The sequence below is a fragment of the Gemella sp. 27098_8_155 genome (assembly GCF_041433725.1).
Classification (GTDB): domain Bacteria; phylum Bacillota; class Bacilli; order Staphylococcales; family Gemellaceae; genus Gemella; species Gemella haemolysans_D.
Map to the genome: position 1 here is coordinate 33,503 of NZ_JAPWCA010000001.1, position 25,042 is coordinate 58,544.

The 25,042-nt window shown below is 31.0% G+C and carries 30 protein-coding genes; 25 read left to right on the forward strand and 5 right to left on the reverse strand.

The genetic code is table 11. From position 1 onward, the window contains the following. Positions 1 to 4 precede the first annotated feature (4 nt). The 13 genes from plsY (at position 5) to O5Y44_RS00185 (ending at position 10,156) form a co-directional block, all read left to right on the forward strand. A complete protein-coding gene (gene plsY / locus O5Y44_RS00125) occupies positions 5 to 628 on the forward strand; it encodes a glycerol-3-phosphate 1-O-acyltransferase PlsY (RefSeq protein WP_204643273.1) in 624 nt (207 codons plus the stop codon). After that, on the forward strand, positions 612 to 1,463 hold the full coding sequence (locus O5Y44_RS00130) for a bifunctional 5,10-methylenetetrahydrofolate dehydrogenase/5,10-methenyltetrahydrofolate cyclohydrolase (protein WP_371465092.1): 852 nt from the start codon (positions 612 to 614) through the stop codon (positions 1,461 to 1,463). Before plsY ends, O5Y44_RS00130 begins: the two co-directional genes overlap by 17 nt. Before the next feature lie 184 nt (positions 1,464 to 1,647). Next, positions 1,648 to 1,821, forward strand: a complete 174-nt coding sequence (gene secE / locus O5Y44_RS00135) for a preprotein translocase subunit SecE (RefSeq protein WP_048801934.1) — start codon at positions 1,648 to 1,650, stop codon at positions 1,819 to 1,821. Positions 1,822 to 1,832: 11 nt separating this feature from the next. Continuing rightward, positions 1,833 to 2,378, forward strand: a complete 546-nt coding sequence (nusG, locus tag O5Y44_RS00140) for a transcription termination/antitermination protein NusG (RefSeq protein ID WP_003144927.1) — start codon at positions 1,833 to 1,835, stop codon at positions 2,376 to 2,378. 37 nt (positions 2,379 to 2,415) lie between these two features. Beyond that, positions 2,416 to 3,273, forward strand: coding sequence for a DegV family protein (locus O5Y44_RS00145; protein WP_204643419.1), 858 nt, complete (start codon positions 2,416 to 2,418; stop codon positions 3,271 to 3,273). A gap of 25 nt (positions 3,274 to 3,298) precedes the next feature. Next, positions 3,299 to 3,682, forward strand: coding sequence for a lactoylglutathione lyase (gene gloA, locus O5Y44_RS00150; RefSeq protein WP_271986935.1), 384 nt, complete (start codon positions 3,299 to 3,301; stop codon positions 3,680 to 3,682). 133 nt (positions 3,683 to 3,815) lie between these two features. Next, entirely contained in the window at positions 3,816 to 4,280 is a 465-nt protein-coding gene (gene rimP, locus O5Y44_RS00155) for a ribosome maturation factor RimP (protein ID WP_271966356.1), read from the forward strand. A 20-nt stretch (positions 4,281 to 4,300) separates the two neighbouring features. After that, complete coding sequence (gene nusA / locus O5Y44_RS00160) at positions 4,301 to 5,332, forward strand: transcription termination factor NusA (protein WP_271966355.1); 1,032 nt, start codon at positions 4,301 to 4,303, stop codon at positions 5,330 to 5,332. 13 nt (positions 5,333 to 5,345) lie between these two features. Further along, complete coding sequence (rnpM, locus tag O5Y44_RS00165) at positions 5,346 to 5,633, forward strand: RNase P modulator RnpM (RefSeq protein ID WP_371465094.1); 288 nt, start codon at positions 5,346 to 5,348, stop codon at positions 5,631 to 5,633. Next, on the forward strand, positions 5,633 to 5,944 hold the full coding sequence (locus O5Y44_RS00170; RefSeq protein ID WP_048801941.1) for a L7Ae/L30e/S12e/Gadd45 family ribosomal protein: 312 nt from the start codon (positions 5,633 to 5,635) through the stop codon (positions 5,942 to 5,944). The genes rnpM and O5Y44_RS00170 overlap by 1 nt, the downstream gene beginning before the upstream one ends. Beyond that, positions 5,944 to 7,998 carry a translation initiation factor IF-2 gene (infB, locus tag O5Y44_RS00175; RefSeq protein WP_271966353.1) on the forward strand — a complete coding sequence of 685 codons (2,055 nt, stop codon included), beginning with the start codon at positions 5,944 to 5,946 and terminating at the stop codon, positions 7,996 to 7,998. The genes O5Y44_RS00170 and infB overlap by 1 nt, the downstream gene beginning before the upstream one ends. Positions 7,999 to 8,010: 12 nt before the next feature. After that, positions 8,011 to 8,370 carry a 30S ribosome-binding factor RbfA gene (gene rbfA, locus O5Y44_RS00180; protein WP_048801943.1) on the forward strand — a complete coding sequence of 120 codons (360 nt, stop codon included), beginning with the start codon at positions 8,011 to 8,013 and terminating at the stop codon, positions 8,368 to 8,370. 187 nt (positions 8,371 to 8,557) lie between these two features. Beyond that, positions 8,558 to 10,156 carry an ABC-F family ATP-binding cassette domain-containing protein gene (locus tag O5Y44_RS00185; RefSeq protein WP_003146158.1) on the forward strand — a complete coding sequence of 533 codons (1,599 nt, stop codon included), beginning with the start codon at positions 8,558 to 8,560 and terminating at the stop codon, positions 10,154 to 10,156. A gap of 50 nt (positions 10,157 to 10,206) precedes the next feature. Here O5Y44_RS00185 and O5Y44_RS00190 read toward each other — a convergent pair whose 3' ends face one another. Then, entirely contained in the window at positions 10,207 to 10,674 is a 468-nt protein-coding gene (locus tag O5Y44_RS00190) for a GAF domain-containing protein (protein WP_371465095.1), read from the reverse strand. Positions 10,675 to 10,978: 304 nt separating this feature from the next. On the opposite strand from O5Y44_RS00190, the gene O5Y44_RS00195 reads away from it, so the two are divergent. Then, positions 10,979 to 12,673 carry a septation ring formation regulator EzrA gene (locus tag O5Y44_RS00195; protein ID WP_271986929.1) on the forward strand — a complete coding sequence of 565 codons (1,695 nt, stop codon included), beginning with the start codon at positions 10,979 to 10,981 and terminating at the stop codon, positions 12,671 to 12,673. A 122-nt stretch (positions 12,674 to 12,795) separates the two neighbouring features. Here O5Y44_RS00195 and O5Y44_RS00200 read toward each other — a convergent pair whose 3' ends face one another. The 3 genes from O5Y44_RS00200 to O5Y44_RS00210 form a co-directional block, all read right to left on the reverse strand. Beyond that, a complete protein-coding gene (locus tag O5Y44_RS00200; protein ID WP_271966349.1) occupies positions 12,796 to 13,590 on the reverse strand; it encodes a metal ABC transporter permease in 795 nt (264 codons plus the stop codon). After that, the gene (locus O5Y44_RS00205; protein WP_371465096.1) at positions 13,583 to 14,293 is read right to left on the reverse strand and encodes a metal ABC transporter ATP-binding protein; all 711 of its coding nucleotides are present in this window, start codon (positions 14,291 to 14,293) and stop codon (positions 13,583 to 13,585) included. The genes O5Y44_RS00200 and O5Y44_RS00205 overlap by 8 nt, the downstream gene beginning before the upstream one ends. Positions 14,294 to 14,426: 133 nt before the next feature. Next, positions 14,427 to 15,470, reverse strand: a complete 1,044-nt coding sequence (locus O5Y44_RS00210; protein WP_271986926.1) for a metal ABC transporter solute-binding protein, Zn/Mn family — start codon at positions 15,468 to 15,470, stop codon at positions 14,427 to 14,429. A 354-nt stretch (positions 15,471 to 15,824) separates the two neighbouring features. Here O5Y44_RS00210 and rpsB point away from each other — a divergent pair, with 354 nt between their 5' ends. The 6 genes from rpsB to O5Y44_RS00240 all read left to right on the forward strand — a co-directional run bounded on the left by rpsB (position 15,825) and on the right by O5Y44_RS00240 (position 19,383). Beyond that, positions 15,825 to 16,562 (forward strand): 30S ribosomal protein S2, encoded by a 738-nt coding sequence (rpsB, locus tag O5Y44_RS00215; protein ID WP_271966346.1) that lies wholly within the window; start codon positions 15,825 to 15,827, stop codon positions 16,560 to 16,562. Positions 16,563 to 16,618: 56 nt separating this feature from the next. Beyond that, the gene (gene tsf / locus O5Y44_RS00220; protein ID WP_271986924.1) at positions 16,619 to 17,506 is read left to right on the forward strand and encodes a translation elongation factor Ts; all 888 of its coding nucleotides are present in this window, start codon (positions 16,619 to 16,621) and stop codon (positions 17,504 to 17,506) included. Positions 17,507 to 17,625: 119 nt separating this feature from the next. Next, positions 17,626 to 18,339, forward strand: a complete 714-nt coding sequence (gene pyrH, locus O5Y44_RS00225) for a UMP kinase (protein WP_314989234.1) — start codon at positions 17,626 to 17,628, stop codon at positions 18,337 to 18,339. A 24-nt stretch (positions 18,340 to 18,363) separates the two neighbouring features. Then, complete coding sequence (gene frr, locus O5Y44_RS00230) at positions 18,364 to 18,921, forward strand: ribosome recycling factor (protein ID WP_271966343.1); 558 nt, start codon at positions 18,364 to 18,366, stop codon at positions 18,919 to 18,921. Positions 18,922 to 18,931: 10 nt separating this feature from the next. Continuing rightward, on the forward strand, positions 18,932 to 19,135 hold the full coding sequence (locus O5Y44_RS00235) for a DUF896 domain-containing protein (protein WP_371465098.1): 204 nt from the start codon (positions 18,932 to 18,934) through the stop codon (positions 19,133 to 19,135). A gap of 2 nt (positions 19,136 to 19,137) precedes the next feature. Next, positions 19,138 to 19,383 (forward strand): YneF family protein, encoded by a 246-nt coding sequence (locus tag O5Y44_RS00240; protein ID WP_003146143.1) that lies wholly within the window; start codon positions 19,138 to 19,140, stop codon positions 19,381 to 19,383. Between the two features lie 47 nt (positions 19,384 to 19,430). Here the strand turns inward: O5Y44_RS00240 and O5Y44_RS00245 are convergent, their stop codons facing one another. Beyond that, entirely contained in the window at positions 19,431 to 20,282 is an 852-nt protein-coding gene (locus tag O5Y44_RS00245) for an RluA family pseudouridine synthase (protein ID WP_371465099.1), read from the reverse strand. Positions 20,283 to 20,619: 337 nt separating this feature from the next. Between O5Y44_RS00245 and O5Y44_RS00250 the strand changes: the two genes are divergently transcribed. Genes O5Y44_RS00250 through O5Y44_RS00270 form a run of 5 tightly spaced genes read left to right on the forward strand, consistent with a single transcriptional unit; the run spans position 20,620 to position 24,966 of the window. Next, positions 20,620 to 21,165 (forward strand): helix-turn-helix domain-containing protein, encoded by a 546-nt coding sequence (locus O5Y44_RS00250; RefSeq protein ID WP_003146140.1) that lies wholly within the window; start codon positions 20,620 to 20,622, stop codon positions 21,163 to 21,165. 10 nt (positions 21,166 to 21,175) lie between these two features. Continuing rightward, positions 21,176 to 22,264 carry an ABC transporter ATP-binding protein gene (locus tag O5Y44_RS00255; protein ID WP_271987146.1) on the forward strand — a complete coding sequence of 363 codons (1,089 nt, stop codon included), beginning with the start codon at positions 21,176 to 21,178 and terminating at the stop codon, positions 22,262 to 22,264. 2 nt (positions 22,265 to 22,266) lie between these two features. After that, positions 22,267 to 23,085 (forward strand): ABC transporter permease, encoded by an 819-nt coding sequence (locus O5Y44_RS00260; protein WP_271987147.1) that lies wholly within the window; start codon positions 22,267 to 22,269, stop codon positions 23,083 to 23,085. Further along, complete coding sequence (locus O5Y44_RS00265; protein WP_271987148.1) at positions 23,085 to 23,885, forward strand: ABC transporter permease; 801 nt, start codon at positions 23,085 to 23,087, stop codon at positions 23,883 to 23,885. The genes O5Y44_RS00260 and O5Y44_RS00265 overlap by 1 nt, the downstream gene beginning before the upstream one ends. 1 nt (position 23,886) lies before the next feature. Further along, positions 23,887 to 24,966 (forward strand): ABC transporter substrate-binding protein, encoded by a 1,080-nt coding sequence (locus O5Y44_RS00270; protein WP_371465101.1) that lies wholly within the window; start codon positions 23,887 to 23,889, stop codon positions 24,964 to 24,966. Positions 24,967 to 25,042: the final 76 nt, after the last annotated feature.

Consider the following 25,042-nt stretch of genomic DNA (forward strand, 5'->3'; position numbering starts at 1 on the left):
GTCTATGATTACACAAATAATATTATTTTGTATTTTAGCATATGTAATTGGTTCTATACCATTTGCATTAATCGTAGGAAAAGTATTTTATAATACTGATATTAGAACATTAGGAAGTGGAAACTTAGGTACAACAAATACTTTCAGATGCCTTGGTAAAAAGGCTGGAGTAACGGTTTTTATCTGTGATGTTTCTAAGGGAATAGTAGCGACATTTCTTCCAACTTTGATGCTTGGTAGAGTTGATTATTTATCAATATTTGGGGCTTTTGCAATGATAGGGCATGTATTCCCTATCTTTGCGAACTTCAAAGGTGGGAAAGCTGTTGCGACTGGATCAGGCGTGTTTATCTTCCTATATCCAATGTTAAGTTTATTATTATTAGCTATATTCTTTTCAACACTATTTTTAACTGGTTATGTTTCATTAGGAAGTATTCTAATCAGTTTAACAGCTATCGGATATCTTGGCTTTTTTGAAGCTGGTATTGATAAGTGGGTTATGATGGTTATGTGTGTATTTGTAATTTATATGCATAAAAAGAATATAAAAAGATTATTAAACGGAACAGAAAATCAATCGAAATTAAAAATAAAAAGAGGAACAAAGAATGACAAAAATCATTAGTGGGACTGAACTTGCAAAGAAATTGCGAGGAGAAATTAAAGAGGAAGCAACTGCTTTAAGAGAAAAAGGGATTGAACCAACTCTTGCGGTTGTGTTAGTCGGAGATAATAAAGCGTCAAGAAGTTATGTTAATTCTAAACATAAAGCTTGTATTGAAAATAATATTAATTCAATAAAAATAGAATTACCTGAGGAAATTTCTACTGATGATTTATTAACAGAAATTGAAAAATTAAATAACGATGAAAAAGTTCATGGTATTTTAGTGCAGTTACCGTTGCCAAAACATATTGATGCTGAAAAAGTATTAAATGCTGTAAGTCCGGATAAAGATGTTGATGGATTTCATCCAATTAATGTAGGTAAGTTAGTGATTGGAGAAGCTAAACTTATTCCATGTACTCCACTTGGAATTCTAGAGATGATTAAATCTACTGGAGAAGAAATCTCTGGTAAACTTGCATTAGTAATAGGTAGAAGTAATATTGTTGGTAAACCAATTTCAACTTTACTTTTACAAAATAATGCAACTGTAATAACAGCTCACTCTAGAACTAAAGATTTAGAAACTTTAATTGAACAAGCTGACATTATTGTTAGCTGTGTTGGAGTTGCGCATTTCTTAAGTGGAAAAGAAAAGGTAAAACCAACATGTACTATTATCGATGTAGGAAATAACTATAAAGATAGTAAGTTGGTTGGAGATGTAAATCTAGATGAATTTATTGATAAGGTTGCTTATATTTCTCCTGTTCCAGGAGGAGTAGGACCTTTAACAATCACAATGTTAATGAGAAATACATTAACTGCCGCTTATGATTTACTAGCTAAATAATTTCAACAATATATAGTACTTTTTGAGATTATATTTATTTGAAATGTTTATTAAATGATGATACAATAATATATTGAATAAGAATGCATTGTTTTTATTGATATATAGACTTATATATTATACTATGTTATAATTTATAGAATGTAGAATAGTAAAGAAATTTATGTGGGAGGTTTGTAATTAGATGATAAGATTTTTGAAAAATGTTGTTGCCGAAATGCATAAAGTAAGCTGGCCAACATTTAGTGAACTTGTTAGAAAAACATTGATTGTTATTGTTGTAGTTGGAATATTAATGTTATTTAGCTACGTAGTTGATTTAGGAATAACTGCTGGAATTAGACATTTCAGTAGATAAGAGAGGTTATTATGAGTGATACAGTAAGTAAAGAATGGTATGTAATTCATACTTATTCTGGTTATGAAAACAAAGTTAAAGATAATATTGAAAAAAGAGTTGAGTCTCTTGGAATGGAAGATAAGATTTTTAGAATCGTTGTTCCAGAAGAAAAAGAAACTATCTTAACTCCAACTGGAAAGAAAAAAGAAGTAAATAGAAAAACATTCCCAGGTTATGTACTTGTTGAATTAGTAATGACTGATGATTCTTGGTTTGTTGTTAGAAATACTCCTGGTGTAACTGGATTTGTTGGATCTCATGGTGGAGGTTCAAAACCAAGTCCATTGTTACCAGAAGAAATTAACTTTATTTTACAACAAATGGGATTATCAAATGTTGTTGATATTGATATTGAGGTTGGTGATTATGTTCGTGTAATCTCTGGACCGTTCGTAGACATGGAAGGTAAAGTTGTAAACTTAGATCTACATAATTATAAAGCTGACGTTATGATTGAACTTATGGGTAGAGAGACTAAGGTTGAGCTTGAACTTTATAATATCGAAAAATTCTAAGAAAGGAAAAGCTATCTTTAAGGTAGTCGGATAGAATGTGGAAAAGATTGCAATAATTATGGATTCAACTGCATATTTATCAGAAGATTTGAAAAAAGAACTAGATATTCGTACTGTTTATTTAAATCTTATTATTGATAATAATTCATATAAAGAAGTTATTGATATGCCACTTGATAAATATCATGAATACTTAAAAGATCCTAACAATAGCTTCCCTACAACATCACAACCAGCTATTGGGGAAGTTGTAGCTTGCTTAGAAAAATTAAAAGAAGAAGGATATACTGATGTAATTGCTATTGCACTATCAAGTGGAATAAGTGGAACATATTCATCATATTCTGTAGCTGGATTAATGATCGATGGATTAAATGTACATCCTTTCGATTCTGAAGTTTCTTGTAGACCTGAAGGATATTATGCGATTAAGGCAGCAAAACTAATTAAAGAAGGTAAAACTTCTAGTGAAATCATTTCAGCTTTAAATGAGATGAAAAAAGTGTCTGATGCGTATTTTATGGCAGATGATTTATCTCACCTTCAACGTAGCGGACGTTTAAGTGGAGCACAAGCTGTAGTAGGAAGTTTACTTCAAGTCAAACCATTACTACACTTTGATGATAAGGTGATAGTACCTTTCCAAAAAATTCGTACATATAAAAAAGTTGTATCAAGAATGTATGAATTATTTGATGAATATTATAAACAACATGAAGGAGAACACATCACTGTGTGTGTTCTGCATGTTGACGCATTAGACAAGGCTGAAGAAATTAAAAAATATGTTGAGGAAAATTATTCGAATGTAACTGTTGATATAGATGGAATAAGTCCAGTTATCTCTACACACCTTGGATTAGGAGCAGTTGCAATTGGATGGACAATTTTATAATAAAAAATTTTAAGAGGTGAATAAAATGGTTCAAACTATGGCACATACTTGTTACCGTGTAGCAGATTTAAAAGAATCAGTTAAATTTTATACTGAGGCATTTGACTTTGAAGTAAGTCGTGAAAGAGACTTTCCTGAATACAAGTTCACGTTAGTATATCTAACATTACCTGGATCAAATTATGAGTTAGAATTAACTTATAATTATGATCACGGTGCATATGAACTAGGGGATGGATATGGTCACATTGCTATCTCTGTTGAAGACTTAGAAGCATTATACGAAAAACACAAGGCGGCTGGATACGATGTAACAGATCTTAAAGGTCTTCCAGGATTCCCGCCAAGCTACTACTTCATTAAAGATCCAGATGGATACAAAATTGAAGTGATTCGTACTAAGATGTAGTTATCATTTGATTTTTTTAAAATCATATGATATAATGTATTTACATTGAAATAAATTACCGAAAGGGTGGTGAATTTTGAAAGGTTCTCCGCTCTTTTATATTGCAATAAAAACTAAGAAAGAGGTATGCTGTATGAGTATTGTAGAAAAAGTTAAAACTATAGCAACAAAACAAACAGAAAATACGGAATTTTCTCTTTATGATGTTGAATATGTAAAAGAAGGAACTGAGTACTTCTTACGTATTTACTTCGATAAAGATGGTGGCCTATCACTTGATGATTGTGTATTATTAAGTGAGAAGTTAGCAGAAGAGCTAGATAAAGAAGATTTTATCAGTGATAAATATTATCTAGAGGTTTCTTCACCCGGTATTGAAAGAGATCTTAGAAATCTTGAAGAAGTAACTAATTCTGTAGGTAAACACGTTTATATTAAAACATATGAAAAGGTTGATAATCAAAAAGAGTTTTATGGTGATATACTAGCTGTTGAGGGTGAAGAAATTACTGTTGAATATAAAGATAAAGCAAGAGTAAAAAAATCAACGATTAACTATAGTAAAATCGCTAAAATTAGATTAGCTGTTAAATTTTAATTATTAAAGGAGAAAGAAAGATGAGCAAGGATTTGCTTAAAGCTATTAAATTAATTGAACAAGAAAAAGGAATTGCAGAAGATATTCTAGTAGAAGCTATTGAGTTAGCTTTATTATCAGCTTATAAAAAGAATTTCAATGCTGCAAAAAATGTAAGAGTAGATTTCAACAGAGCAACAGGTGATTATAAATTTATTATAAGAAAAGATGTTGTTGAAGAAGTTTACGATGATAGAATTGAGTTTGCACTTGAAGATGCATTAAAAATTAATCCTGCATATGAAGTTGGTGATATTTATGAAGTAGTTGATTTACCAAGTGATTTTGGTCGTGTTGGTGCACAAGCTGCTAAACAAGCTTTATTACAAAGACTTCGTGAAGCTGAAAAAGAAATTTTATATAAAGAATATATTGAACATGAAGGTGAGATTTTATCAGGGACTGTAGATAGAATTGACTCAAGATATGTTTATGTTAAACTTGGGAAAATTGAAGCTATTTTAGGTGAAAATGAAAGAGTTAAAGGTGAAACATACATTCCTCAAACTCCTATTAAAGTTTACATCGCTAAAGTTGATAACCCAAGTCGCGGAAGCAAACCACACGTTTTAGCTTCTAGATCACATCCTGAATTCATCAGAAGATTGTTCGAGATTGAAGTTCCTGAAATTTATAGTGGAACAGTAGAGATTAAGAGTGTATCTCGTGAAGCAGGTGAAAGAACTAAATTAGCTGTTTATGCTGAAGATAAAAATATCGATCCTGTAGGAGCATGTGTAGGTAATAAAGGAGATCGTGTTAATCGTATCGTTGAAGAACTAAACGGTGAAAAAATTGATATTATTACTTGGGATGCTGATCCAGTTAAATTCATTACTAACGCGTTAGCACCAGCAAAAGTTGAAGAAATTAATATTGATGAAGAAGAAAAGATTGCTAATGTTAAAGTGAAAGATGATCAATTATCTCTAGCAATTGGTAAAAAAGGTCAAAACGTTCGACTTGCTGCTAAATTAACTGGTTGGAAAATCGATATAAAAGCTGCTGAATAGTGAGGTGTTGACTGTGAAGAAAAGAAAAATACCAACAAGAAAATGTATTTTAACAAATGAGATGTTTCCGAAGAAAGATTTATTACGAATCGTTAAAAATAAAGAAGGAGAAATCTCTGTTGACCCTTCAGGTAAACAAGTAGGTCGTGGTGCATATGTAGTTTCAGATTTAGAAGTTATTAAAGCTGCACAAGAAAAGAAACAGTTAGAGAAATTTTTCTCTGCATCACCAGAAGTTATGGAACCTATCTATAACGAAGTAATTAGATTAATTTATAGAAAGTCAATTCCACAAAAATAATGATAAAAGCATATAATTTATTAGGTTTAATGCAAAGAGCAGGTAAACTTATTACAGGTGAAGATTTAATCACAAAAAATTTAAAAAATAATAAAATCAAATTGTTAGTTATTGCTGAAGATTGCGGTGTGAATACTAAAAAGAAATTAACAGACAAGGCTAATTTCTACAATGTTCAATGTATCGAATTTTCAACGATTGAAAATATAAGCGTAGCGATTGGAAGAGATAATCGTGTAGCTGTTGGAATAACTGATGATGGATTTATAAAAAAATTCAAACAATTATTAGAAGAAGGAGGAAAACAGTAATGAAAAAAGTCAGAATTTATGAGTACGCTAAAGAAGTAGGAAAACAATCAAAAGACCTTATTGCAGTTTTAAAAGATGCTAATATTGAAGTATCTAATCACATGTCAATGTTAACAGAAGAGGGGTTAGCTAAGCTAGATAGTGTTTTCAAAAAACAAGAAGAAACTACAGAAAATGAACAATCTTCAAATAATGAAGGTAAAAAGAATAAGAAGAAAAAAATAAAAAAAGAGAAAGTTAAAAAATCTCAAAAACAACAACCAGCTATTATCGAAGCACCATCTGAAGAAACTATCTCAGAAGATACTATTTTAGTTAAAGATGGAATGACTGTTGGGGAACTATCTGAAGTTCTAAATGTAGGTTCTACTGAACTTATTAAAAAATTATTTATGGAACTAAAAATTATGGCGAATATTAACCAGTCTCTTACTTTAGAGCAAATCGAGTTAATCGCTATGGATTATGGTAAAGAAATCCAAGAAGAAGTTGAGATTAATAAGGAAGACTTAGATCTTTACTTCGAAGTTGAAGATGCAGATAAAGATCTTAAAGAACGAGCTCCGATCGTTACAATTATGGGACACGTTGACCACGGTAAAACAACATTACTAGATACTATCAGAAATTCACGTGTTACAGCTGGTGAAGCAGGTGGTATCACACAACACATTGGGGCTTATCAAGTACGTGCTAAAGATAAGAAGATTACTTTCTTAGATACACCAGGTCACGCAGCCTTCACAACAATGCGTGCACGTGGAGCTAAAATTACGGACGTAACAATCTTAGTAGTAGCAGCTGATGATGGTGTAATGCCTCAAACTATTGAAGCTATTAACCACGCTAAAGCAGCTGATGTACCTATTATTGTTGCGGTAAACAAAATGGATAAACCTCAAGCCAACCCAGATAGAGTTATGAATGAATTAGTAGAATACGGACTAATCTCAGAAGAGTGGGGTGGAGATACAATCTTCGTACCAATATCAGCTCTTAAAGGTGAAGGTATTGATGAATTATTAGAAAATATCTTATTAGTAACTGAAATGCAAGAATTAAAAGCTAATCCAAATCGTTTAGCTTTAGGTACAGTTATCGAAGCGAAACTTGATAAAGGTCGTGGAGCGGTAGCTACATTACTAGTACAAAATGGTAGCCTAAATGTTGGAGATCCACTTGTTGTTGGTAATACATTTGGACGTGTTCGTGCTATGATTAATGACCGTAGCAAAAATATCCAAACTGCTAAACCATCTACTCCTGTAGAGATTACTGGTTTACAAGATGTTCCTAATGCAGGAGATCGTTTCGTAGTATTTGGTGATGAAAAAACAGCTCGTCAAATCGGTGAAAAACGTCAACAACAATATATTGAAACTACTCGTCAAGCTAACTCAGCTGTATCTTTAGATACATTATTCGAGCAAATGAAACAAGGGGAAATGAAAGACCTTAACATTATCATTAAAGCAGACGTACAAGGTTCTGTTGAAGCATTAGCAATGTCATTAGCTAAGATTGATGTTGAAGGTGTTAACGTGCGTATCATCCACACAGGTGTTGGTGCGATTAATGAATCTGACATTACATTAGCAGTAGCATCAAACGCTGTAGTTATTGGATTCAACGTACGTCCCGATAATAATGCTAAACAAATGGCTCAAACTGAGCAAGTAGATATTCGTCTACACAGCATTATCTACAAAGTTATTGAAGAAATTGAAGCTGCGATGACAGGATTATTAGATCCAGAATTCGTAGAAAAAGTTATCGGACTTGCAGAAGTACGTCAAGTATACAAAGTATCAAAAATTGGTACAATTGCTGGTGCTTATGTAACTGAAGGTAAAGTATCACGTGATGGTAAAGTACGTGTAATTCGTGATAGTGTAGTAATTTACGAAGGAGAAATTGATACATTAAGAAGATTTAAAGATGATGTTAAAGAAGTACAAAGTGGTTATGAATGTGGTATGACTGTTGAAAACTTCAATGATATTAAAGAAGGAGATGTCTTCGAAGTATACATCATGGAAGAAGTTAAGAAATAGGAGGCAAACTTTATGTCAGAACTAAGAGTTAACAGACTTGCAGAACAAATTAAAAAAGAAATTACTTATGTATTAGCTACAAAAGTTAAGAATCATGATTTAGGATTTGTTACTGTAACAGAAGTTGCTTTAACAGGAGATTATTCTCAAGCAAAAGTTTTCTACACTGTACTAGGTGGAGAACGTGAAAAAGAAAAAACAAAAGAAGCGTTTAAAAAAATTAAAGGTTTCGTAAAAAGTGAAGTTGCTAAAAAAATTAAAATTAGAAAATTTCCAGAACTAATTTTCCAATATGACACTACAGCTGAATATGCGTTACACATTGAAAGCTTAATAGCTAGTGTTAGTAAAAAGGAAAAAGACGAAGAATAATAATTAGTATAAAGGAGCGACTCGTTAAATATAGTTTATAAGAATTATATTTACTGGGTCGCCCCAGTATAGTTGATTGGTTATGAATATGAGTATTTATAATTTTCAACTATATTAAGTGAAAAAACTTTGAATAATATATTCGTATTCAAGGTATTTAGCAAAATAGAATTTAAAGGAGAAAAGAATGTTACAAGTAACAAATTTAGGTTTACGTTTTGCAGATAGAAAATTATTTGAAGACGTAAATATAAAATTTACAAATGGTAACTGCTACGGGTTAATCGGAGCAAATGGAGCAGGTAAAACAACATTTTTAAAATTATTATCTGGTGAAATTGATTCACAACAAGGGCACGTTTCTTTAGGAAAAGGTGAGCGTCTTGCTGTACTTCGTCAAAACCACTTCGCATATGAAGAAAATAGAGTTATCGATGTTGTAATGATGGGACATGAACGTCTTTGGGATGTTATGAACCGTAAAAATGAAATTTACATGAAAGATCCATTCACAGAAGAAGATGGAATCATTGCAGCTGAACTTGAAGGTGAATTCGCTGAAATGGATGGATGGACTGCAGAAAGTGATGCAGCACAACTTCTTGAAGGATTAGGTATTTCTGTAGAGTTCCATGATATGCTTATGGGTGAGCTTGATAATGCTATTAAGGTTAAAGTTCTTTTAGCACAAGCATTATTCGGTAATCCAGATGTACTTCTACTGGATGAGCCTACCAACGGTCTTGATATTAGTGCAATTAAATGGTTAGAAGAGTTCTTAATTAACTTTGAGAACACTGTTATCGTAGTCAGCCACGACCGTCACTTCTTAAATAATATCTGTACGCACATTTGTGATTTAGACTTTGGTAAAATCCAACTTTACGTTGGTAACTATGACTTCTGGTATCAATCTAGCCAACTTGCTAGAAGAATGGCAGAAGATAACAACAAGAAAAAAGAAGAAAAAATTAAAGAATTACAAGAATTCATCGCTCGTTTCTCTGCGAATGCTTCTAAATCTAAACAAGCAACAAGTAGAAAGAAAATGCTTGATAAAATTACTCTTGACGATATTAAACCAAGTAGCCGTCGTTATCCATATGTTCGTTTTACACCAGATCGCGAAATCGGAAATGACTTACTTATCGTTGAAGGTGTAAGTAAAACTGTAGAAGGTAAAGAAGTGTTAAGTAATGTAAGTTTCACTGTGAACCCTAATGATAAAGTTATCTTACTTGGGGATGAAGTAGCTAAAACTACATTACTAAAAATTCTTGCTGGTGAAATGGAACCAGATAGTGGTACTGTTAAATGGGGTATTACAACTTCTAGAAGTTATATGCCAAAAGATAACTCTGAATACTTTGAAGGATTAAAACTCTCATTAGTAGAATGGCTTCGTCAATATGCTTCTCCTGAAGAGGAAAGTGAAGCGTACTTACGTTCATTCTTAGGAAGAATGTTATTCTCTGGTGAAGAAGCACTTAAACGTGCACACGTATTATCAGGGGGAGAAAAAATGCGTTGTATGTTATCTAAGATGATGTTATCGAAAGCTAACGTTATTCTGTTAGATGAACCTACAAACCACCTTGACTTAGAATCTATTACAGCTGTCAATGAAGGTATTATTGCTTTCAAAGGTTCTGTGTTCTTTACATCTCATGACTATGAGTTTATTCAAACAATTGCGAATAGAGTAATTGAATTAACACCTGAAGGTGCAATTAACAAAGAGATGGACTACGAAAACTACCTAAGATTCAAAGGTATAATAGACTAATAAAAAATAAGGAGATATACTGCTTTGGTATATCTCCTTTGATATTAATCTTAAAAATTAATTTTCTCAAAAACTTGTTTTGTAACTTCAGAAAAAGCTTCTACTTCTTCTTTAGAGAATCTATTGAACTCAATTGAATCAATATCTAGTAATGCTACTACTTTATCATTTTGAATAATAGGTACAACTAGTTCACTATTTGTTGCACTATCGCAAGCAATATGTCCAGGAAACTTGTGAACATCTTCGACATAAATAGTTTCGCGAGTAGTGAAGCAGTGTCCACAAACTCCTTTGTTAAATGGTATGCGAGTACATGCTACCTTGCCTTGGAATGGTCCTAAAACTAAGTTGTTATTTTTTTCATCTAGTAGGTAAAAGCCAACCCAGTTAGTATTAGGTAAGTATTCTTTATATAATGCTGATAGATTTGATAGATTAGTTACTAGATTTTCTTCTCCATAAACTAATGCTGTCGCTTGATCGATAAATAATTGTTTATTTTCTACTATATTCATAATACACCTCTTTTAAAGACTTTATTATATTTTCGCATAATAGGTAAAAAAAATAAAGTGATAAGAATAGTATACCTATAATAAAAATTTTTATATTGTTTAAAAATGAAGATTATTAAAGGAAAATAGTAGATGTTTAAAATATGCTAAAAGTATTTAATAATTTTCTTAATAAGAAAAATTGAAAAAAATTTAAAAAAATTACTGAAACACTTTGTTTTTTGTGATAAAAATGGTATAATTTTGTTAGGTTATTGTATTAATAAACGTAAACAATTAAATAAAACATTCAGGGGGAAGATATATGACATATATATTTTTATTTGTGTGTATCCTTGTTCTTGGAGGAGTAGTAGCACTATTCGTCTTCAGAAATAGGAAGAAACAAGATTTATACCCTCTTTTAGTTATGAAAGATGAGCTAGAGAGAGAAACACTATCTGATGATTTGAAAAAAGTAAAAGCGCTAGAAATTGCTGGTAAAGCTGAAAAACTTTATTCTCAATGGGAAAGCGAATGGTACGAAATTCAAAGCATCGATATTGAAGAACTTGACAGAGATCTTTATAGTGCAGAAACTTATATTGATAAATTTAATTTCAAACGTGCTGATGAAGTAATTATGAATAGTGGTGAATTAATTGCTAATATCAAAGATAGAATTGCTGGAATTAGAAGAGAAATTAAAGAATTGACAGAAGTTGAACCTAGAAATAGAGAACTATATGAAGAAATCGTAGTTGAGTACAAAGAGCTTAATAGAGAACTATTAGCTAAACGTCATCAATACGGGGCTGCAGCAGAACAATTTGAACAAAGTATCAAAGAAATTGCACCACAGCTTGATGATTTCAAACTCTTAACATCAACTGGTAAATACCTTGAAGCTCAAGAAAAAATTAATTCTGTTAAAGTATTAATAGATGATCTTAAAGAAAGAATGGAAGTTTTACCTGATTTGTTAAAAGAAATTGAAAAAACTTGTCCAGCTCAAATTCAGTCATTAAGACTAAAAGTTGAGGAAATGGAGAAAAAAGGATTTAAACTTAATCACCTAGAAATTTCAAGTAAAATTGAAAGTAGTGTATGGCAACTTAGCGATGCACGTGAAAAAGTTAAATCTGGTGATATAGATTTAATAGAAAACATTCTTGATGGTATTTATGATGTTATCGATGAAGTTTCTAATGATCTAAAAAAAGAACTTGATTATAAAAAATATATTGAGGAAAATTATAGAGAAATTACTAATAAACTTGAATTACAAGATAAACTAAATGAAGCTTTATATAACAATATTCAAGAAATCAAAAATAGATACCAAATCTATCAAAAAGATGAAGAAATGGTCGCTAACTATTATGATGAACTTAGTGATTTACTTGATGTTAAACATGATATCGATGTATATATAAATAATCAACCAAAATTAAACTATAAAGACTTGAAAGAAAAAGTAGAACTATTAGGTCAAGGATTAGAAAAAATCGAAGAAGATCAAACGAACTACTCTAGATATCTAACAAGTCTTCGTGAAGAAGAAGGTCACGCTCGTGAAAAACTTATCTTCATCAATCAAGAAAAAGAAGTTATTAAACGTAAATTAGATAATTCACGTGTTCCAGGATTCAGTGATAGATTTATCGTTTTATATAAAGATGTAACTGATAGTTATAGATATGCATTAGAGGAGCTAAAAAAAGAACCTATTAATATCGATTTATTAAAACGTGCAGTTGCTGAAGCTGAAGAATCACTTGATATCTATGCATCAGAAGTTAATAATATTCTTACTGATATCGAGTTAATCGAAAAACTAATTCGTTATGCAAATAGATACAGAAAAGATAATGTTGAATTCCACCAACAATTAACAGTTGCTGAACAATATTATAGAGAGTATCGTTACAACAAAACTCTAGAAATTATTAGAAATTCTCTAGATAAAGTTGAACCAGGTGCATACGAAAGAATTAGAAATTCAGTAAAACCTAGATAAAGAAGAAGCCCTAGTTTTAGAAATAAAACCAGGGCATTTTTTAGGTTATAAAACTTTTAAAAATGTATAATTAATAACCACTGTGACTATAAAATGTGATAGTAACAGTGGTTGATTTTATATTATTTTCTTTTTAGATTATAATATCCTAAACTAGCAAAGTAGAAGATTGCTTCTATTGTTGCAATGAAGAATGTAGTAGGTAGGGAAGTATAGTAAGAAAGTGTAATCCCGGCCCATGTTCCAATTAGAGCAAATGAAACTGATATAACAATCATTAGTCCAACTTTGTTAGTAAGATACCTAGCTGCACTAGCAGGTACCGTTAATAGTACGAACATTAATAATGCTCCTACTACTGGTACTGTGATACTAGTAGCAACAGATAATAGAACTAAGAAAAATATTGAAATAAATTTTCCGTTAAGTCCTAAAGCTCTTGCTCCAATCGCATCAAACGAATCAAATTTAATTTTTCTATAGAAAATAGAAAGTAATAAAATTACGGCTAATGCGAGTGTGAAAATTAATTTAACATCATCTCTTGTAATTGAAACAACACTACCGAAAAGAATATTATTAACATAACTAGTGCTCTTCGGTGTTAAAGATAGGAACAGTAGTCCTAGTCCAAGAAAGATTCCTAACATAACACTTACTGTAGCTTCTCGTCTAAATGCTTTAACGCTAAGATGACCAACAAGATATGACATTGTAATAGTAAAGATTAGTAATCCGTATATTGGATTTATTCCTAAGAAAACAGCAAAAGCCGCTCCTGCGAAACCAACATGTGATAGAGTATGAGAGATAAATGACATATTTCTAGCCATCACAAACACACCTATATATCCTGCCATTATTGCAACGATTGTACCAGCTATAAAGGCATTTTGCATAAAATCATAATTAAACATGGTTGTTATCTCCTACATAGTGTTTACAAAGTTTTAGTGTATTCTTCTCTTTGTTATAGTCTGCTATACTGATAAATTTGAAGCAACCTTTTTCTAGGTATAGTATTTTATCAACATATTTCTCATCTAAAAGTGAAAGCTCGTGAGTTATACAAAGAGTAATAATGTTTTCTTTTTTTGTAATTTCTTTAACCAAAGTCATACATTCCACTTCACTAGTTTTGTCTAGGTTAGATGTGAACTCATCAAGAAGTAATAAGTTAGGTTTATTTACTAGTGCTTGAGCCAAGAAAACACGTTGTTTTTCACCACCTGAAAGAGTACCTATAGATTTATTTTCTAGTTTAATAGAATTTGTTAAAGATAAAGCATTTTTAATACTTTCTTTTTCTTTTTTACTAAGCCATGGAAGAAATCCTTTTTGAATTGGTAATGATACAAAGTCTTTAGCTGATAATGGAAGTTCTTCATCAATTTGTCTAAACTGAGGGACATAACCAAGAGTTGGGTTTTCTCCTACAAGAGTAATCTCATTAGTTTTATTTAATTTTTCAAGTATATTGTTTAGTAATGTTGTTTTACCAACACCGTTTTTCCCAACAACAGCGACAACATCTCCTGAAGATACAGAAAAAGAAATGTTGTCTAAAATTGTTTTATCTCCTATTGAATAAGTGAGATTTTTTATATTAAGTTCAGTCATAAAATCTCCTAAATTATTTAAATTTTTATTTGTTATATTTTGAATATAAAAAAGAAGAGATACGATTTAGAATCTCTTCTTTATATTATACTACATATTTATAATATGTGAAGACTAATTTTTAATCTTCTTATTAATGTTTATGTTCTTTTTCGTGATCGTCGTCATGATCTTTGTCTTTATCTCCATGAGAGTGTCCTTCATGAGAATGACCTTCGTGACCGTGGTCGTGAGAGTGTCCTTCATCAGCACCTTCAACATGATAAGCTTTTTCACCAGAACCACCATTTAGGATTTCTTCTAGTTTATTATATTGATCTAACATCCATTCAATGTATGTTTTACCATCAGGTTGTGTTTCAGTTACATTAAGTACTGGTACTTTATTTTGTTCAGCTAAGCTAATTAAGCCTTCGATAGTTTTATTTGTAGTTTGAACGTTGTTTATGATTAATGAAATTTGTTTAGATTTAATTTGCTCTTGAATAGCTTTTAAGTCTTGTGGAGCAGGATCGTTACCTTCTTCAGTAGCTTGAGCTAATTTTTTAACTTGTTCACTAGTTTTGAATCCTAATGCATCTACCGCATATTCAAAAACAGGTTCAGTTGTTAATACTGATTTTCCATTTGCTTTTTCTTTTAATGAATTAATTTTATCAGTAATTTTAGAAAGTTCCTTTTTATAGTTATCTCTATTTTTTTCGTAGAAATCTTTATTAGAAGAATCTTTTTCTGATAATACTTTAGTAAGTTCGTCAGCAACTTTACTCATTACTTCAGGATTATACCAAATGTGTTCATTATCTCCATCTTTAAGTCCTAGTAGTTTAGCGCCATCAATTTTTTTAATGTCTTTACTATTTGCAGTAAGTTTTTCAAACCATGAATCATAACCACCACCGTTTAAAATAGCAATGTTAGCATCGGCTACAGCTTTAGCATCTTGAGCTGTTGGTTCGAAATCATGAGGATCAACTGAAGTTGAAGTAATAATAGATGAAACTTCTGCTTTATCTCCTGCAATACTCTTAGCTACTTCTGCATAAAAGTTAACTGAAGTAACAATTTTGGTTTTACTTCCAGAGTTTGAAGCTCCAGAATTCGTTTTGCTTGAACATCCGACTAAAAGTAGTGCGAATGCAGCAACAATTGAAATTAGTTTAAAAAATTTATTCATTTGTAATATTCCTCCGTTATTCGTAATTATTACGTTCTAATAGATTATAATACTACTTAATGAAAAAATCAAGATATTAAACGAAATTATTTTGATTAAGAATGAAATAATATTTTCTTACTATATAAAAGTATAAAAATTATTAACTAGATATCCTCTACTTTGAATATCGTATTAATAAGTAAAAAGTCTAATAAAATACTTGATTTTTGGTTGTTTATGCTATATAATTAATAAAGTTGAGTAAAAACCAACAAAAATATAACACACGACATTTGAGTAGCTGCTCGGTGCATTTATGTTTGCAGTAAGCTTAGAGAGTGTCGGAGGAAAAAACCAAGGAGGAAAATAACTATGGCAGTTATTTCAATGAAACAATTATTAGAAGCTGGTGTACACTTCGGTCACCAAACAAGAAGATGGAACCCTAAAATGGACAAATACATCTTCACAGAAAGAAACGGTATCTACATTATCGACTTACAAAAAACAGTTAAGAAAGTTGATGAAGCATACGAATTCGTAAAATCAGTTGCTGATCAAGGCGGAAAAATGTTATTCGTAGGTACTAAAAAACAAGCACAAGATGCTATTAAAGAAGAAGCTGAAAGAAGTGGTCAATACTACATCAATCACCGTTGGTTAGGTGGAACTTTAACTAACTACAAAACTATTAAAGGACGTATTGACAGAATCGCTGAAATTGAAAAAATGGAAGCTGATGGAGTATTCGAAGTATTACCTAAAAAAGAAGTTATCGAATTAAGAAAAGAATACGATAAATTAAACAAATTCCTAGGTGGAATTCGTGAAATGAAAGGTATGCCAGATGCAATCTTCGTAGTAGATCCTAAGAAAGAGCACAACGCTATTGCTGAAGCTAAAAAATTAGGAATTCCTGTAGTAGGTATCGTAGATACAAACTGTGATCCAGATGACGTTGATTACGTAATCCCTGCAAACGACGACGCTATCCGTGCGGTTAAATTATTAACAGCTAAAATGGCAGACGCTTTTGTAGCTTACAATGAAGGAAACATCGAAGAAACTGAAGAAGCTTTCGTAGAAGAAGTAGAAGCAACAGAAGAATAATCTAAAGATAATAAATAATAAAAAATATAAAAATAAAATAACGGAGGCAAATCAAAATGGCACAAATTACAGCTAGTTTGGTAAAAGAATTAAGAGAACGTACTGGTGCTGGTATGATGGACTGTAAAAAAGCACTAACTCAAACTGATGGAGATATCGAAGCAGCAATCGACTACCTAAGAGAAAATGGTATCGCTAAAGCAGCTAAAAAAGCTGATAGAATCGCTGCAGAAGGTCTTGCTTACATCGAAGTTAAAGGTAACAAAGCTGTTATCTTAGAAATTAACTCAGAAACTGACTTCGTTGCTAAAAACGAAAAATTCGTTGCTTTAGTAAAAAATGTTGCAGAAGCTATCTTAGCAGCTGAACCAAAAACTTTAGAAGAAGCTCTTCAAGTTGAAGCTCAAGGTGGAACTGTTGAAGCAGTAATTAATGAAGGAATCGCTACAATCGGTGAAAAACTTTCATTAAGAAGATTTGAAGTTGTTTCTAAAACAGATGCTGATGCATTTGGTGCATACTCTCACATGGGAGGAAGAATCGGTGTTCTTACTCTTGTTGAAGGAAGCACAGATGAAGAAGCAGCTAAAGATGTTGCAATGCACATCGCTGCTTTAGCTCCTAAATACTTAGACGAAAGCGAAGTACCAGCTGATGTACTTGAGCACGAGAAAAAAGTATTAACTGAGCAAGCATTAAACGAAGGAAAACCTGCTAACATCGTTGAAAAAATGATCGTTGGTAGAATTAACAAATTCTTAGAAGAAATCACAGTTGTTAAACAAAAATTCGTTAAAGACGATAGTTTCACTGTTGAAAAATTCGTAGCATCAAAAGGTGGAAAACTTGCTAAATTCGTACGTTACGAAGTTGGTGAAGGTATCGAGAAAAAAGAAGATAACTTTGCTGAAGAAGTAATGAGCCAAGTTAACGCTAGCAAATAATAATTCTCTATTTAATATATACTATTAAAAGAGGTTAAGCACACACTTCTTGTGTGTGCTTTTTTAAAAAGTTGACATAGTAGAAACAATAATGTCTGTAATATATTAGGAGGATAAAAATGGCTACTAAATATAAAAGAGTTTTATATAAACTTAGTGGTGAAGCACTAGCAGGTGGAAAAGGGTTTGGAATAGATTCTGAAGTTGTTAATAAAATAACTTCTCAAATCGTTGAAGTAGTAAAACAAGGGGTAGAAGTCGCTATCGTTGTTGGTGGTGGAAATATCTGGCGTGGTAAAACAGGTGAAGAACTAGGGATGGAACGTGCTACAGCTGACTCAATGGGAATGTTAGCTACAGTTATGAACTCATTAGCACTACAAGATTCATTAGAGCAAAAAGGTGTTGATACACGTGTGTTAACATCAGTTGAAATGAAAGCAATGGCTGAGCCTTACATCAGAAGACGTGCAATCAGACACCTAGAAAAAGGACGTGTTGCTATCTTTGCAGCTGGTATAGGTAATCCATACTTCTCTACAGATACAACAGCAGCTTTACGTGCAAAAGAAATAGGTGCAGAGGCTATCTTAATGGGTAAAAATGGAGTAGATGGTGTTTACTCTGCTGATCCTAAACTTGATAGTACAGCAACAAAATATGATAAGTTATCATACATGGATATTATGAACAAAGGGTTAACAATTATGGATTCTACAGCAATTACATTCTGTATGGATAACCACCTGCCAATTATTGTCTTTTCAATAGATGAAGCAGATAACATTGTTAAAGTTGTTTCTGATTCTAATTTAGGAACAATTATTGAATAAAATTTATATTAGGAGTTTACAATTATGCCTGAACAAATAATGAATAATTTAAACGAAAGAATGGAAAAAGCCATCGCTAGTTTACGTCGTGAATTAGCATCAATTAGAGCTGGTAAAGCTAGTGCAGCTGTTTTAGATAGATTAACAGTTGATTACTATGGTGTACCAACTCCGATTAACCAAGTAGCAGGTGTTTCTGTACCAGAACCAAAAATGCTTGTTATTTCTCCATATGAAAAAACTTTATTAGGAGATATCGAAAAAGCTATTCAAGCATCTGATTTAGGATTAAATCCAGCTAATGATGGTACAGTTATTCGTATTGTATTCCCAGCATTAACTGAAGAACGTCGTAAAGAACTTGCTAAATTAGTAGGTAAAGAATCAGAAGGTGCTAAAGTTGCAGTACGTAACGTGCGTCGTGATGCTATGGATTCAATGAAAAAATTAGAAAAATCATCTCAAATTACTGAAGATGATCTAAAAGGATATTCTGATGATATTCAAAAAGTAACAGATAAATTTGTCGCTGAAATCGATAAAGTTACTAAAGAAAAACAAGATGAGTTAATGAGCGTATAATATTATGGAAATGAAAGAAATTATTGATAAAATTAATACATTAAACGCTACAAAAAAAGAGCGTGAATTAACAGCTGAGGAATCAGAAGAACTAGCTAAATATAGACAACTATATTTACAAAATTTTAAAGCTAATATGCGAAACATATTAGATAATACAAAAGTAATTAATGAAAACGGAGAAGATATAACTCCTAAGAAGAAAGGAAATTAACAATGAGTGCAACTGCAGTTACAATTTTAGTTGGAGCAATTTGTTTACTTGCTGGTGTAGTAGGAGGGTTCTTCCTAGCAAGACGTAATTTCATGAACTACATGGAAAAAAATCCTCAAATCAACGAAGATATGGTTATGAGTATGATGAGTCAAATGGGACAAAAACCATCTCGTAAAAAAATTAACCAAGTTATGAGCAACATGCAAAAAGCTCAAAAACAAGCTCAAAAACAAATGAAAAAATAATAAAATTAAACAGATGTGTAAAAAAAGCACATCTGTTTTTTGTTACTCTATAGCAAAAATTCTTTTTCTAAAGAAGATTTAATTTCTATTGTATGTTCTGTAACTGGGTGTGGAAATTCAACTTTTAATGCTCCTAAATACATTTTATCGTATTTATATCCATCTTTAGAATAAAGTTTATCACCAATAATTGCAACTCCATTAGAGGCTAAATGAACACGGATTTGATGTGTTCGACCGGTTTCTAATGATACTGTTACTAAAAACTTGTTTTGGTCTATTTTTACACAGTCAAGTATATTAGTTATAGCATTTTTACCATTTCTTGTTACAGCCATTTTATTTTTTTCTTTACTATCTCTACCTATATTTGAATTGATAGTTTGTGGTTTAATATTATTTTTTATTAGTGCAGAATAGTAACGTTTAATTTGTCTTTGTTCAAGCATCTGATCTAGTTTTGCTTTAACTAATGGTGTTTTGGCTAATATTACTAATCCACAAGTATCAGTATCAAGTCTATGGATAGGTTCTAAGTAGTTATAGTCGGAAATTAAATAGTTTACCAATGTATTATCTTCTAATTCTACATCATTCGGGTGTGTTTTTATACCGAATGGTTTAGAAACAACTAATAAGTATTCATCTTCAAATTCTTTAGATATAGATACTGTAGAATTTTCTCTATATTTCGACGTCACTAAGTCTAAGTTAACTTCTAAAATATCTCCCGCTTTTAATGGTGAGTTTAATTCCGCTTCATTTGAATTAATTTTAATTGTATCTTTATTGTGATGATTATTCATTCTTATAGTATGGATATTTTTCTTTGAAACTTTTAAAAATTGACTTAAGTAATTCTCTACTGTAGGGAAAGTTTTTGTTATATTGAATTTCATTGAGACTCCTTGTATAATTTCTTTTCTTAATAATAATATTATATACTAAATTGATGATATAAGAAAGGAAAATGAAGATTATAGTATTGTAAAATTAACTTAAAAAAACTTTATAAAATAGGGAATTTCAACTTGATTTTAACTATAAAATATAGTAATATATAACTTGTGATTTAATTATACTAAACAGTGTGTTTACTAATAATAAACTTAAATAACGATAAGTTTACTGATGGTAAACAATTATTACAATAAGTTAGATAATAATAAACATAGATAACGAAAAGTTAGATATTGATAAACAAATATTTATTTTTTGTTATAGTAAGGAGAAGTTATGTATTCTATAGGTGAAAGATTAAAAAGACTACGTATACAAAAGAACCTCACCCAAGAAGAATTAGGTGAACGTACAGACTTGAGTAAAGGATATATATCTCAGGTAGAACGTGACCTAGCATCGCCATCGATGGAAACTTTTTTTAATATACTACAAGTATTAGGTTGTGCGCCTAAGGACTTTTTTGATAAAGAAAGTACAAGCCAAAAAGTTTATTATTCTTTAGAGGATCAAACTAGTTATGAGGAGACGGATGAAGGATATGAACTTACTTGGTTGGTTCCTGAATCAAATGAAAAGGAAATGGAATCCTTAATTTTAAAACTAGAGAAAAATTCTAGTTACAAAACATTTGATCCTTCAGAATCTGAAACATTATGTTATGTTCTAAAAGGGAAATGCAAATTAAAATTAGGAGATGAGGAATTTATAGCCTCAACAAATGAAAGTTTTTATTTTTTAGCTACATCTGAACATAGATTATCAAATCCATTTGATGAAGAATGTGAAGTATTAATAGTAGCTACTAATTCGTATTTATAAGGAGAAAAAAATGGCAAATATTGTTGAATTCAAAAATGTATCAATGACTTTTGGTAATAATAATGTACTAAAAAACATTGATTTAGAAATAGAGAAAGGTAAATTTTATACATTACTAGGACCTAGTGGTTGTGGGAAAAGTACAATTCTAAAATTAATAGGAGGATTCTTAAGTCCGACTTCAGGTGATGTATTATTGGATGATAAGGTAGTAAATGATTTACCAGCAAATAAAAGGCACGTAAATACTGTATTCCAGGATTATGCTTTATTCCCACATATGAATGTTTTTGAAAATGTGGCATTTGGACTTAAAATAAAAAATGAGAAGAAAGAAATTATAAAGAAAAAAGTTAAGAAAGCTCTAAAACAAGTAAACTTAGCTGGATTTGAAAATCGTGAGTTAACTGAGATGAGTGGTGGACAAAAACAACGTGTTGCTATTGCACGTGCTATCGTTAACGAACCTGAAATTATTCTTCTTGATGAATCTTTATCAGCATTAGACTTAAAATTACGTCAAGAGATGCAGTATGAACTTCGTGAGCTTCAACAACAAACGGGAATTACATTTATCTATGTAACTCACGACCAAGAGGAAGCTTTAGCGATGAGTGATTATATCTTTGTAATGAACCACGGTAAAATCGAACAAAGTGGGACACCTACTGATATTTATGATGAACCGGTTAACCGTTTTGTTGCTGATTTCATTGGTGAATCTAATATTGTTAATGCTGTTATGTTAGATGACTATTTAGTAGAAATCTATGGTAAACAATATGAATGTGTTGATGCTGGTTTAGATAAAAATAAACGTGTAGAAGTAGTTATTCGTCCAGAGGACTTAGAAATTACAAGTGCAGATAAAGGTAAAATCAGTGTTGTAGTAGATACTCAGTTATTTAGAGGAGTTCACTATGAAATTTGTTGTTTAGATGACCAATATAATGAGTGGATTGTTCATTCAACAAAAGAAGCAAAACCGGGGGCTGCCGTAAGCTTAAACTTTGATCCTGAAGCAATTCATATCATGGTACCTGGAGAAACAGAAGAAGAGTTCGATGCTCGTCTTGAATCATATGAAGAGGAGGAGTAAAAATGTTTAATAAAAAAACTCGTTCATTTTTTATGATTCCATATGTAATGTGGATGTTACTTTTTGTAGTATTTCCAATTATACTTATCGTCTATCATTCATTTAGAGATATAGATGGAAACTTCACATTAGCTAACTATAAAATATTCTTTAGTAGCACATATGTACTTATGACACTTTACAGTTTTTGGTATGCTTTCTTAATTACATTGATATGTTTGGTAATTAGTTATCCATTAGCGTTTGCTATTAATAAAAGTAAGCATAAAGAACTATTACTTTTACTGATAATTTTACCAACATGGATTAATATCTTATTAAAAACTTATGCGTTCTTAGGTTTATTTGGAGAATATGGAACAATTAATAGTTTCTTAGAATACATAGGTATCGGTAGTCAGAGTTTACTATTTAATTCATTTAGTTTTATTTTTGTATCTAGTTACATTTTCTTACCTTTTATGCTATTACCAATATATAATTCGGTATCTGGAATGAACAAGAATTTAATCGAAGCATCTTATGACCTAGGAGCAGATTTTAAAACTACATTTATGAAAATTATTTTACCACTTAGTATTAATGGGGTGAAAACTGGTATTCAGGTAACATTTATTCCAGCTCTATCATTATTCATGATTACTCGTTTAGTAGCAGGAAATAAAATAATAAATTTAGGTACAGCTATTGAAGAACATTTCTTAGTTACTCAAAACTGGGGAGTAGGTTCAACAATCGCAGTATTCTTGATAGTGGTAATGGGAATTATAATGGTTCTTACAAATACTAAAGACAAAACTAATTTTGGAGGTAGAAAATAATGAAATTAACTTCAAAAATATATTTAGGGGTTATCTTTGCAATATTATATATACCTCTAATTTACCTAGCATATTACTCGTTTAACTCAGGTAAGACAATGATTGATTTCGAAGGTTTTTCTTGGAAACATTATGTAGATTTATTTGAAAATACGCGAATGATGGTTATTGTAATTAACACAGTGGTAGTTGCATTATTGTGTGGACTATTTTCAGCAATCTTTGGAACGTTAGGTGCTCTAGGGATATATTCTTTAAAATCTAATAAACAGAAAAATTCATTCCTAGTTGGTAATAATATTCTGATTGTAAGTCCTGACGTTATTATCGGATGTTCATTCTTATTAATGTTTACATTTATTTCTAAGTATACAGGCTTAGATACTATTCAAGGTTTTTGGTCTGTATTATTATCTCATATTGCATTTAGTATTCCAATCGTTGTATTAATGGTATTACCTAAATTATATGAGATGCCAAGAAGTATGATTGATGCAGCAATAGACCTTGGGGCGACTTATCCTCAAGTATTAAGTAAGATTGTAATACCTTATATTACACCAGGGATTTGGGCAGGATTCTTCATGGGATTAACTTATTCATTAGATGATTTCGCTGTGACGTTCTTTGTTACAGGTAATGGATTCCAAACACTTTCTGTTGAAATATACTCAATGGCACGCCAAGGAATTAACTTACAGATTAATGCTTTATCTACAGTTTTAACTATCTTTGTTGTTGTAGCGGTATTAATTTATTATGTAATCAATACTAGTAAATTAAAAAGGGAGGTAAGATAATATGAAAAAGTTACTTATTTCAGCAATTTCAATATTAGTTATCTGTTTAGGACTTTTATATAGTCGTAATTTTATAGATAGTTCGAATAGTGGGGATAAACAAACTTTAACAATTTTCAACTGGGGAGAATATATTGATCCAGATTTAATTAAGAAGTTTGAAGAAGAAACTGGAATTTCAGTAGTATATGAGACATTTGACTCTAATGAAGCTATGCTTACAAAGATTCAGTCAGGATCTACACCATATGACATAGTAATACCATCTGACTATATGATTAAGAAGATGAAAAAGTTAAATTTACTAAAAAAATTAGATCACAGTAAAATTGAAGGATTTGATAATATTGATGAACAATTTAGAGATAAAAGTTTTGATCCGAAAAATGAATATTCAATTCCTTATTTCTGGGGAACACTAGGAATACTTTATGATAAAACTAAAGTTCCTGAAGATCTTAAATTTGAAAAATGGAATGACCTTTGGGATGCACGTTTAGAAAATAATATATTATTAATTGATGGTGCACGTGAAATGATGGGAATTGCTCTTCAGTCAGAAGGAAATTCTGTAAATGATACTAATGAGGTAAACCTAAACCTAGCAGAAAGAAAATTAGAGTTACTTCATCCAAATATCAAAGCTATAAACTCAGATGAGAAAAAGATGCTTATGATTAACAATGAAGCATGGGTTTCTGTAGTGTTCTCAGGTGATGCTAAAGCTATCATGGGTGAGAACGAAAATATGGTATATGCCTTACCGAAAGAAGGAACGAATCTATGGTTTGATAACATTGTAATTCCAAAAACTTCTAAAAACGAAGAAGCGGCATATAAATTTATTAACTTTATGTTAAAACCGGAAAATGCAGCGAAAAACTCTGAGTTTATTGGATATGCTACACCGAATACTAAGGCTAAAGAGTTACTCCCAGAAGAAACTACAAGTGATGAACAATTTTATCCTGATTTAGAAAGTTTTGGAGACAGAGCAGAAGTGTATCAAGATTTAGATCCGAAAATGCTTCAACTTTACAATGATTTATTCTTAAAATTCAAGATTAATAATAGAAAATAAAACGAGATTATCGTATTGAATATGACTCTCTTTACTGGATAGAAAAATCAGTAAGGAGAGTTATATTTTTGTAAGT

Bases quoted from the DNA above. Each gene is read 5' to 3' on its own strand.
- rimP (WP_271966356.1), top strand. From the start codon at position 3,816: ATGAGTATTGTAGAAAAAGTTAAAACTATAGCAACAAAACAAACAGAA.
- secE (WP_048801934.1), top strand. From the start codon at position 1,648: ATGATAAGATTTTTGAAAAATGTTGTTGCCGAAATGCATAAAGTAAGC.
- O5Y44_RS00200 (WP_271966349.1), bottom strand. From the start codon at position 13,590: ATGTTTAATTATGATTTTATGCAAAATGCCTTTATAGCTGGTACAATC.
- O5Y44_RS00245 (WP_371465099.1), bottom strand. From the start codon at position 20,282: ATGAAATTCAATATAACAAAAACTTTCCCTACAGTAGAGAATTACTTA.
- O5Y44_RS00170 (WP_048801941.1), top strand. From the start codon at position 5,633: ATGATAAAAGCATATAATTTATTAGGTTTAATGCAAAGAGCAGGTAAA.
- rpsB (WP_271966346.1), top strand. From the start codon at position 15,825: ATGGCAGTTATTTCAATGAAACAATTATTAGAAGCTGGTGTACACTTC.
- O5Y44_RS00205 (WP_371465096.1), bottom strand. From the start codon at position 14,293: ATGACTGAACTTAATATAAAAAATCTCACTTATTCAATAGGAGATAAA.
- O5Y44_RS00210 (WP_271986926.1), bottom strand. From the start codon at position 15,470: ATGAATAAATTTTTTAAACTAATTTCAATTGTTGCTGCATTCGCACTA.
- pyrH (WP_314989234.1), top strand. From the start codon at position 17,626: ATGGCTACTAAATATAAAAGAGTTTTATATAAACTTAGTGGTGAAGCA.
- O5Y44_RS00260 (WP_271987147.1), top strand. From the start codon at position 22,267: ATGTTTAATAAAAAAACTCGTTCATTTTTTATGATTCCATATGTAATG.
- O5Y44_RS00130 (WP_371465092.1), top strand. From the start codon at position 612: ATGACAAAAATCATTAGTGGGACTGAACTTGCAAAGAAATTGCGAGGA.
- plsY (WP_204643273.1), top strand. From the start codon at position 5: ATGATTACACAAATAATATTATTTTGTATTTTAGCATATGTAATTGGT.
- nusA (WP_271966355.1), top strand. From the start codon at position 4,301: ATGAGCAAGGATTTGCTTAAAGCTATTAAATTAATTGAACAAGAAAAA.
- O5Y44_RS00255 (WP_271987146.1), top strand. From the start codon at position 21,176: ATGGCAAATATTGTTGAATTCAAAAATGTATCAATGACTTTTGGTAAT.
- frr (WP_271966343.1), top strand. From the start codon at position 18,364: ATGCCTGAACAAATAATGAATAATTTAAACGAAAGAATGGAAAAAGCC.
- infB (WP_271966353.1), top strand. From the start codon at position 5,944: ATGAAAAAAGTCAGAATTTATGAGTACGCTAAAGAAGTAGGAAAACAA.
- O5Y44_RS00185 (WP_003146158.1), top strand. From the start codon at position 8,558: ATGTTACAAGTAACAAATTTAGGTTTACGTTTTGCAGATAGAAAATTA.
- nusG (WP_003144927.1), top strand. From the start codon at position 1,833: ATGAGTGATACAGTAAGTAAAGAATGGTATGTAATTCATACTTATTCT.
- O5Y44_RS00250 (WP_003146140.1), top strand. From the start codon at position 20,620: ATGTATTCTATAGGTGAAAGATTAAAAAGACTACGTATACAAAAGAAC.
- O5Y44_RS00235 (WP_371465098.1), top strand. From the start codon at position 18,932: ATGAAAGAAATTATTGATAAAATTAATACATTAAACGCTACAAAAAAA.
- tsf (WP_271986924.1), top strand. From the start codon at position 16,619: ATGGCACAAATTACAGCTAGTTTGGTAAAAGAATTAAGAGAACGTACT.
- O5Y44_RS00265 (WP_271987148.1), top strand. From the start codon at position 23,085: ATGAAATTAACTTCAAAAATATATTTAGGGGTTATCTTTGCAATATTA.
- rbfA (WP_048801943.1), top strand. From the start codon at position 8,011: ATGTCAGAACTAAGAGTTAACAGACTTGCAGAACAAATTAAAAAAGAA.
- O5Y44_RS00270 (WP_371465101.1), top strand. From the start codon at position 23,887: ATGAAAAAGTTACTTATTTCAGCAATTTCAATATTAGTTATCTGTTTA.
- gloA (WP_271986935.1), top strand. From the start codon at position 3,299: ATGGTTCAAACTATGGCACATACTTGTTACCGTGTAGCAGATTTAAAA.
- O5Y44_RS00190 (WP_371465095.1), bottom strand. From the start codon at position 10,674: ATGAATATAGTAGAAAATAAACAATTATTTATCGATCAAGCGACAGCA.
- O5Y44_RS00195 (WP_271986929.1), top strand. From the start codon at position 10,979: ATGACATATATATTTTTATTTGTGTGTATCCTTGTTCTTGGAGGAGTA.
- O5Y44_RS00240 (WP_003146143.1), top strand. From the start codon at position 19,138: ATGAGTGCAACTGCAGTTACAATTTTAGTTGGAGCAATTTGTTTACTT.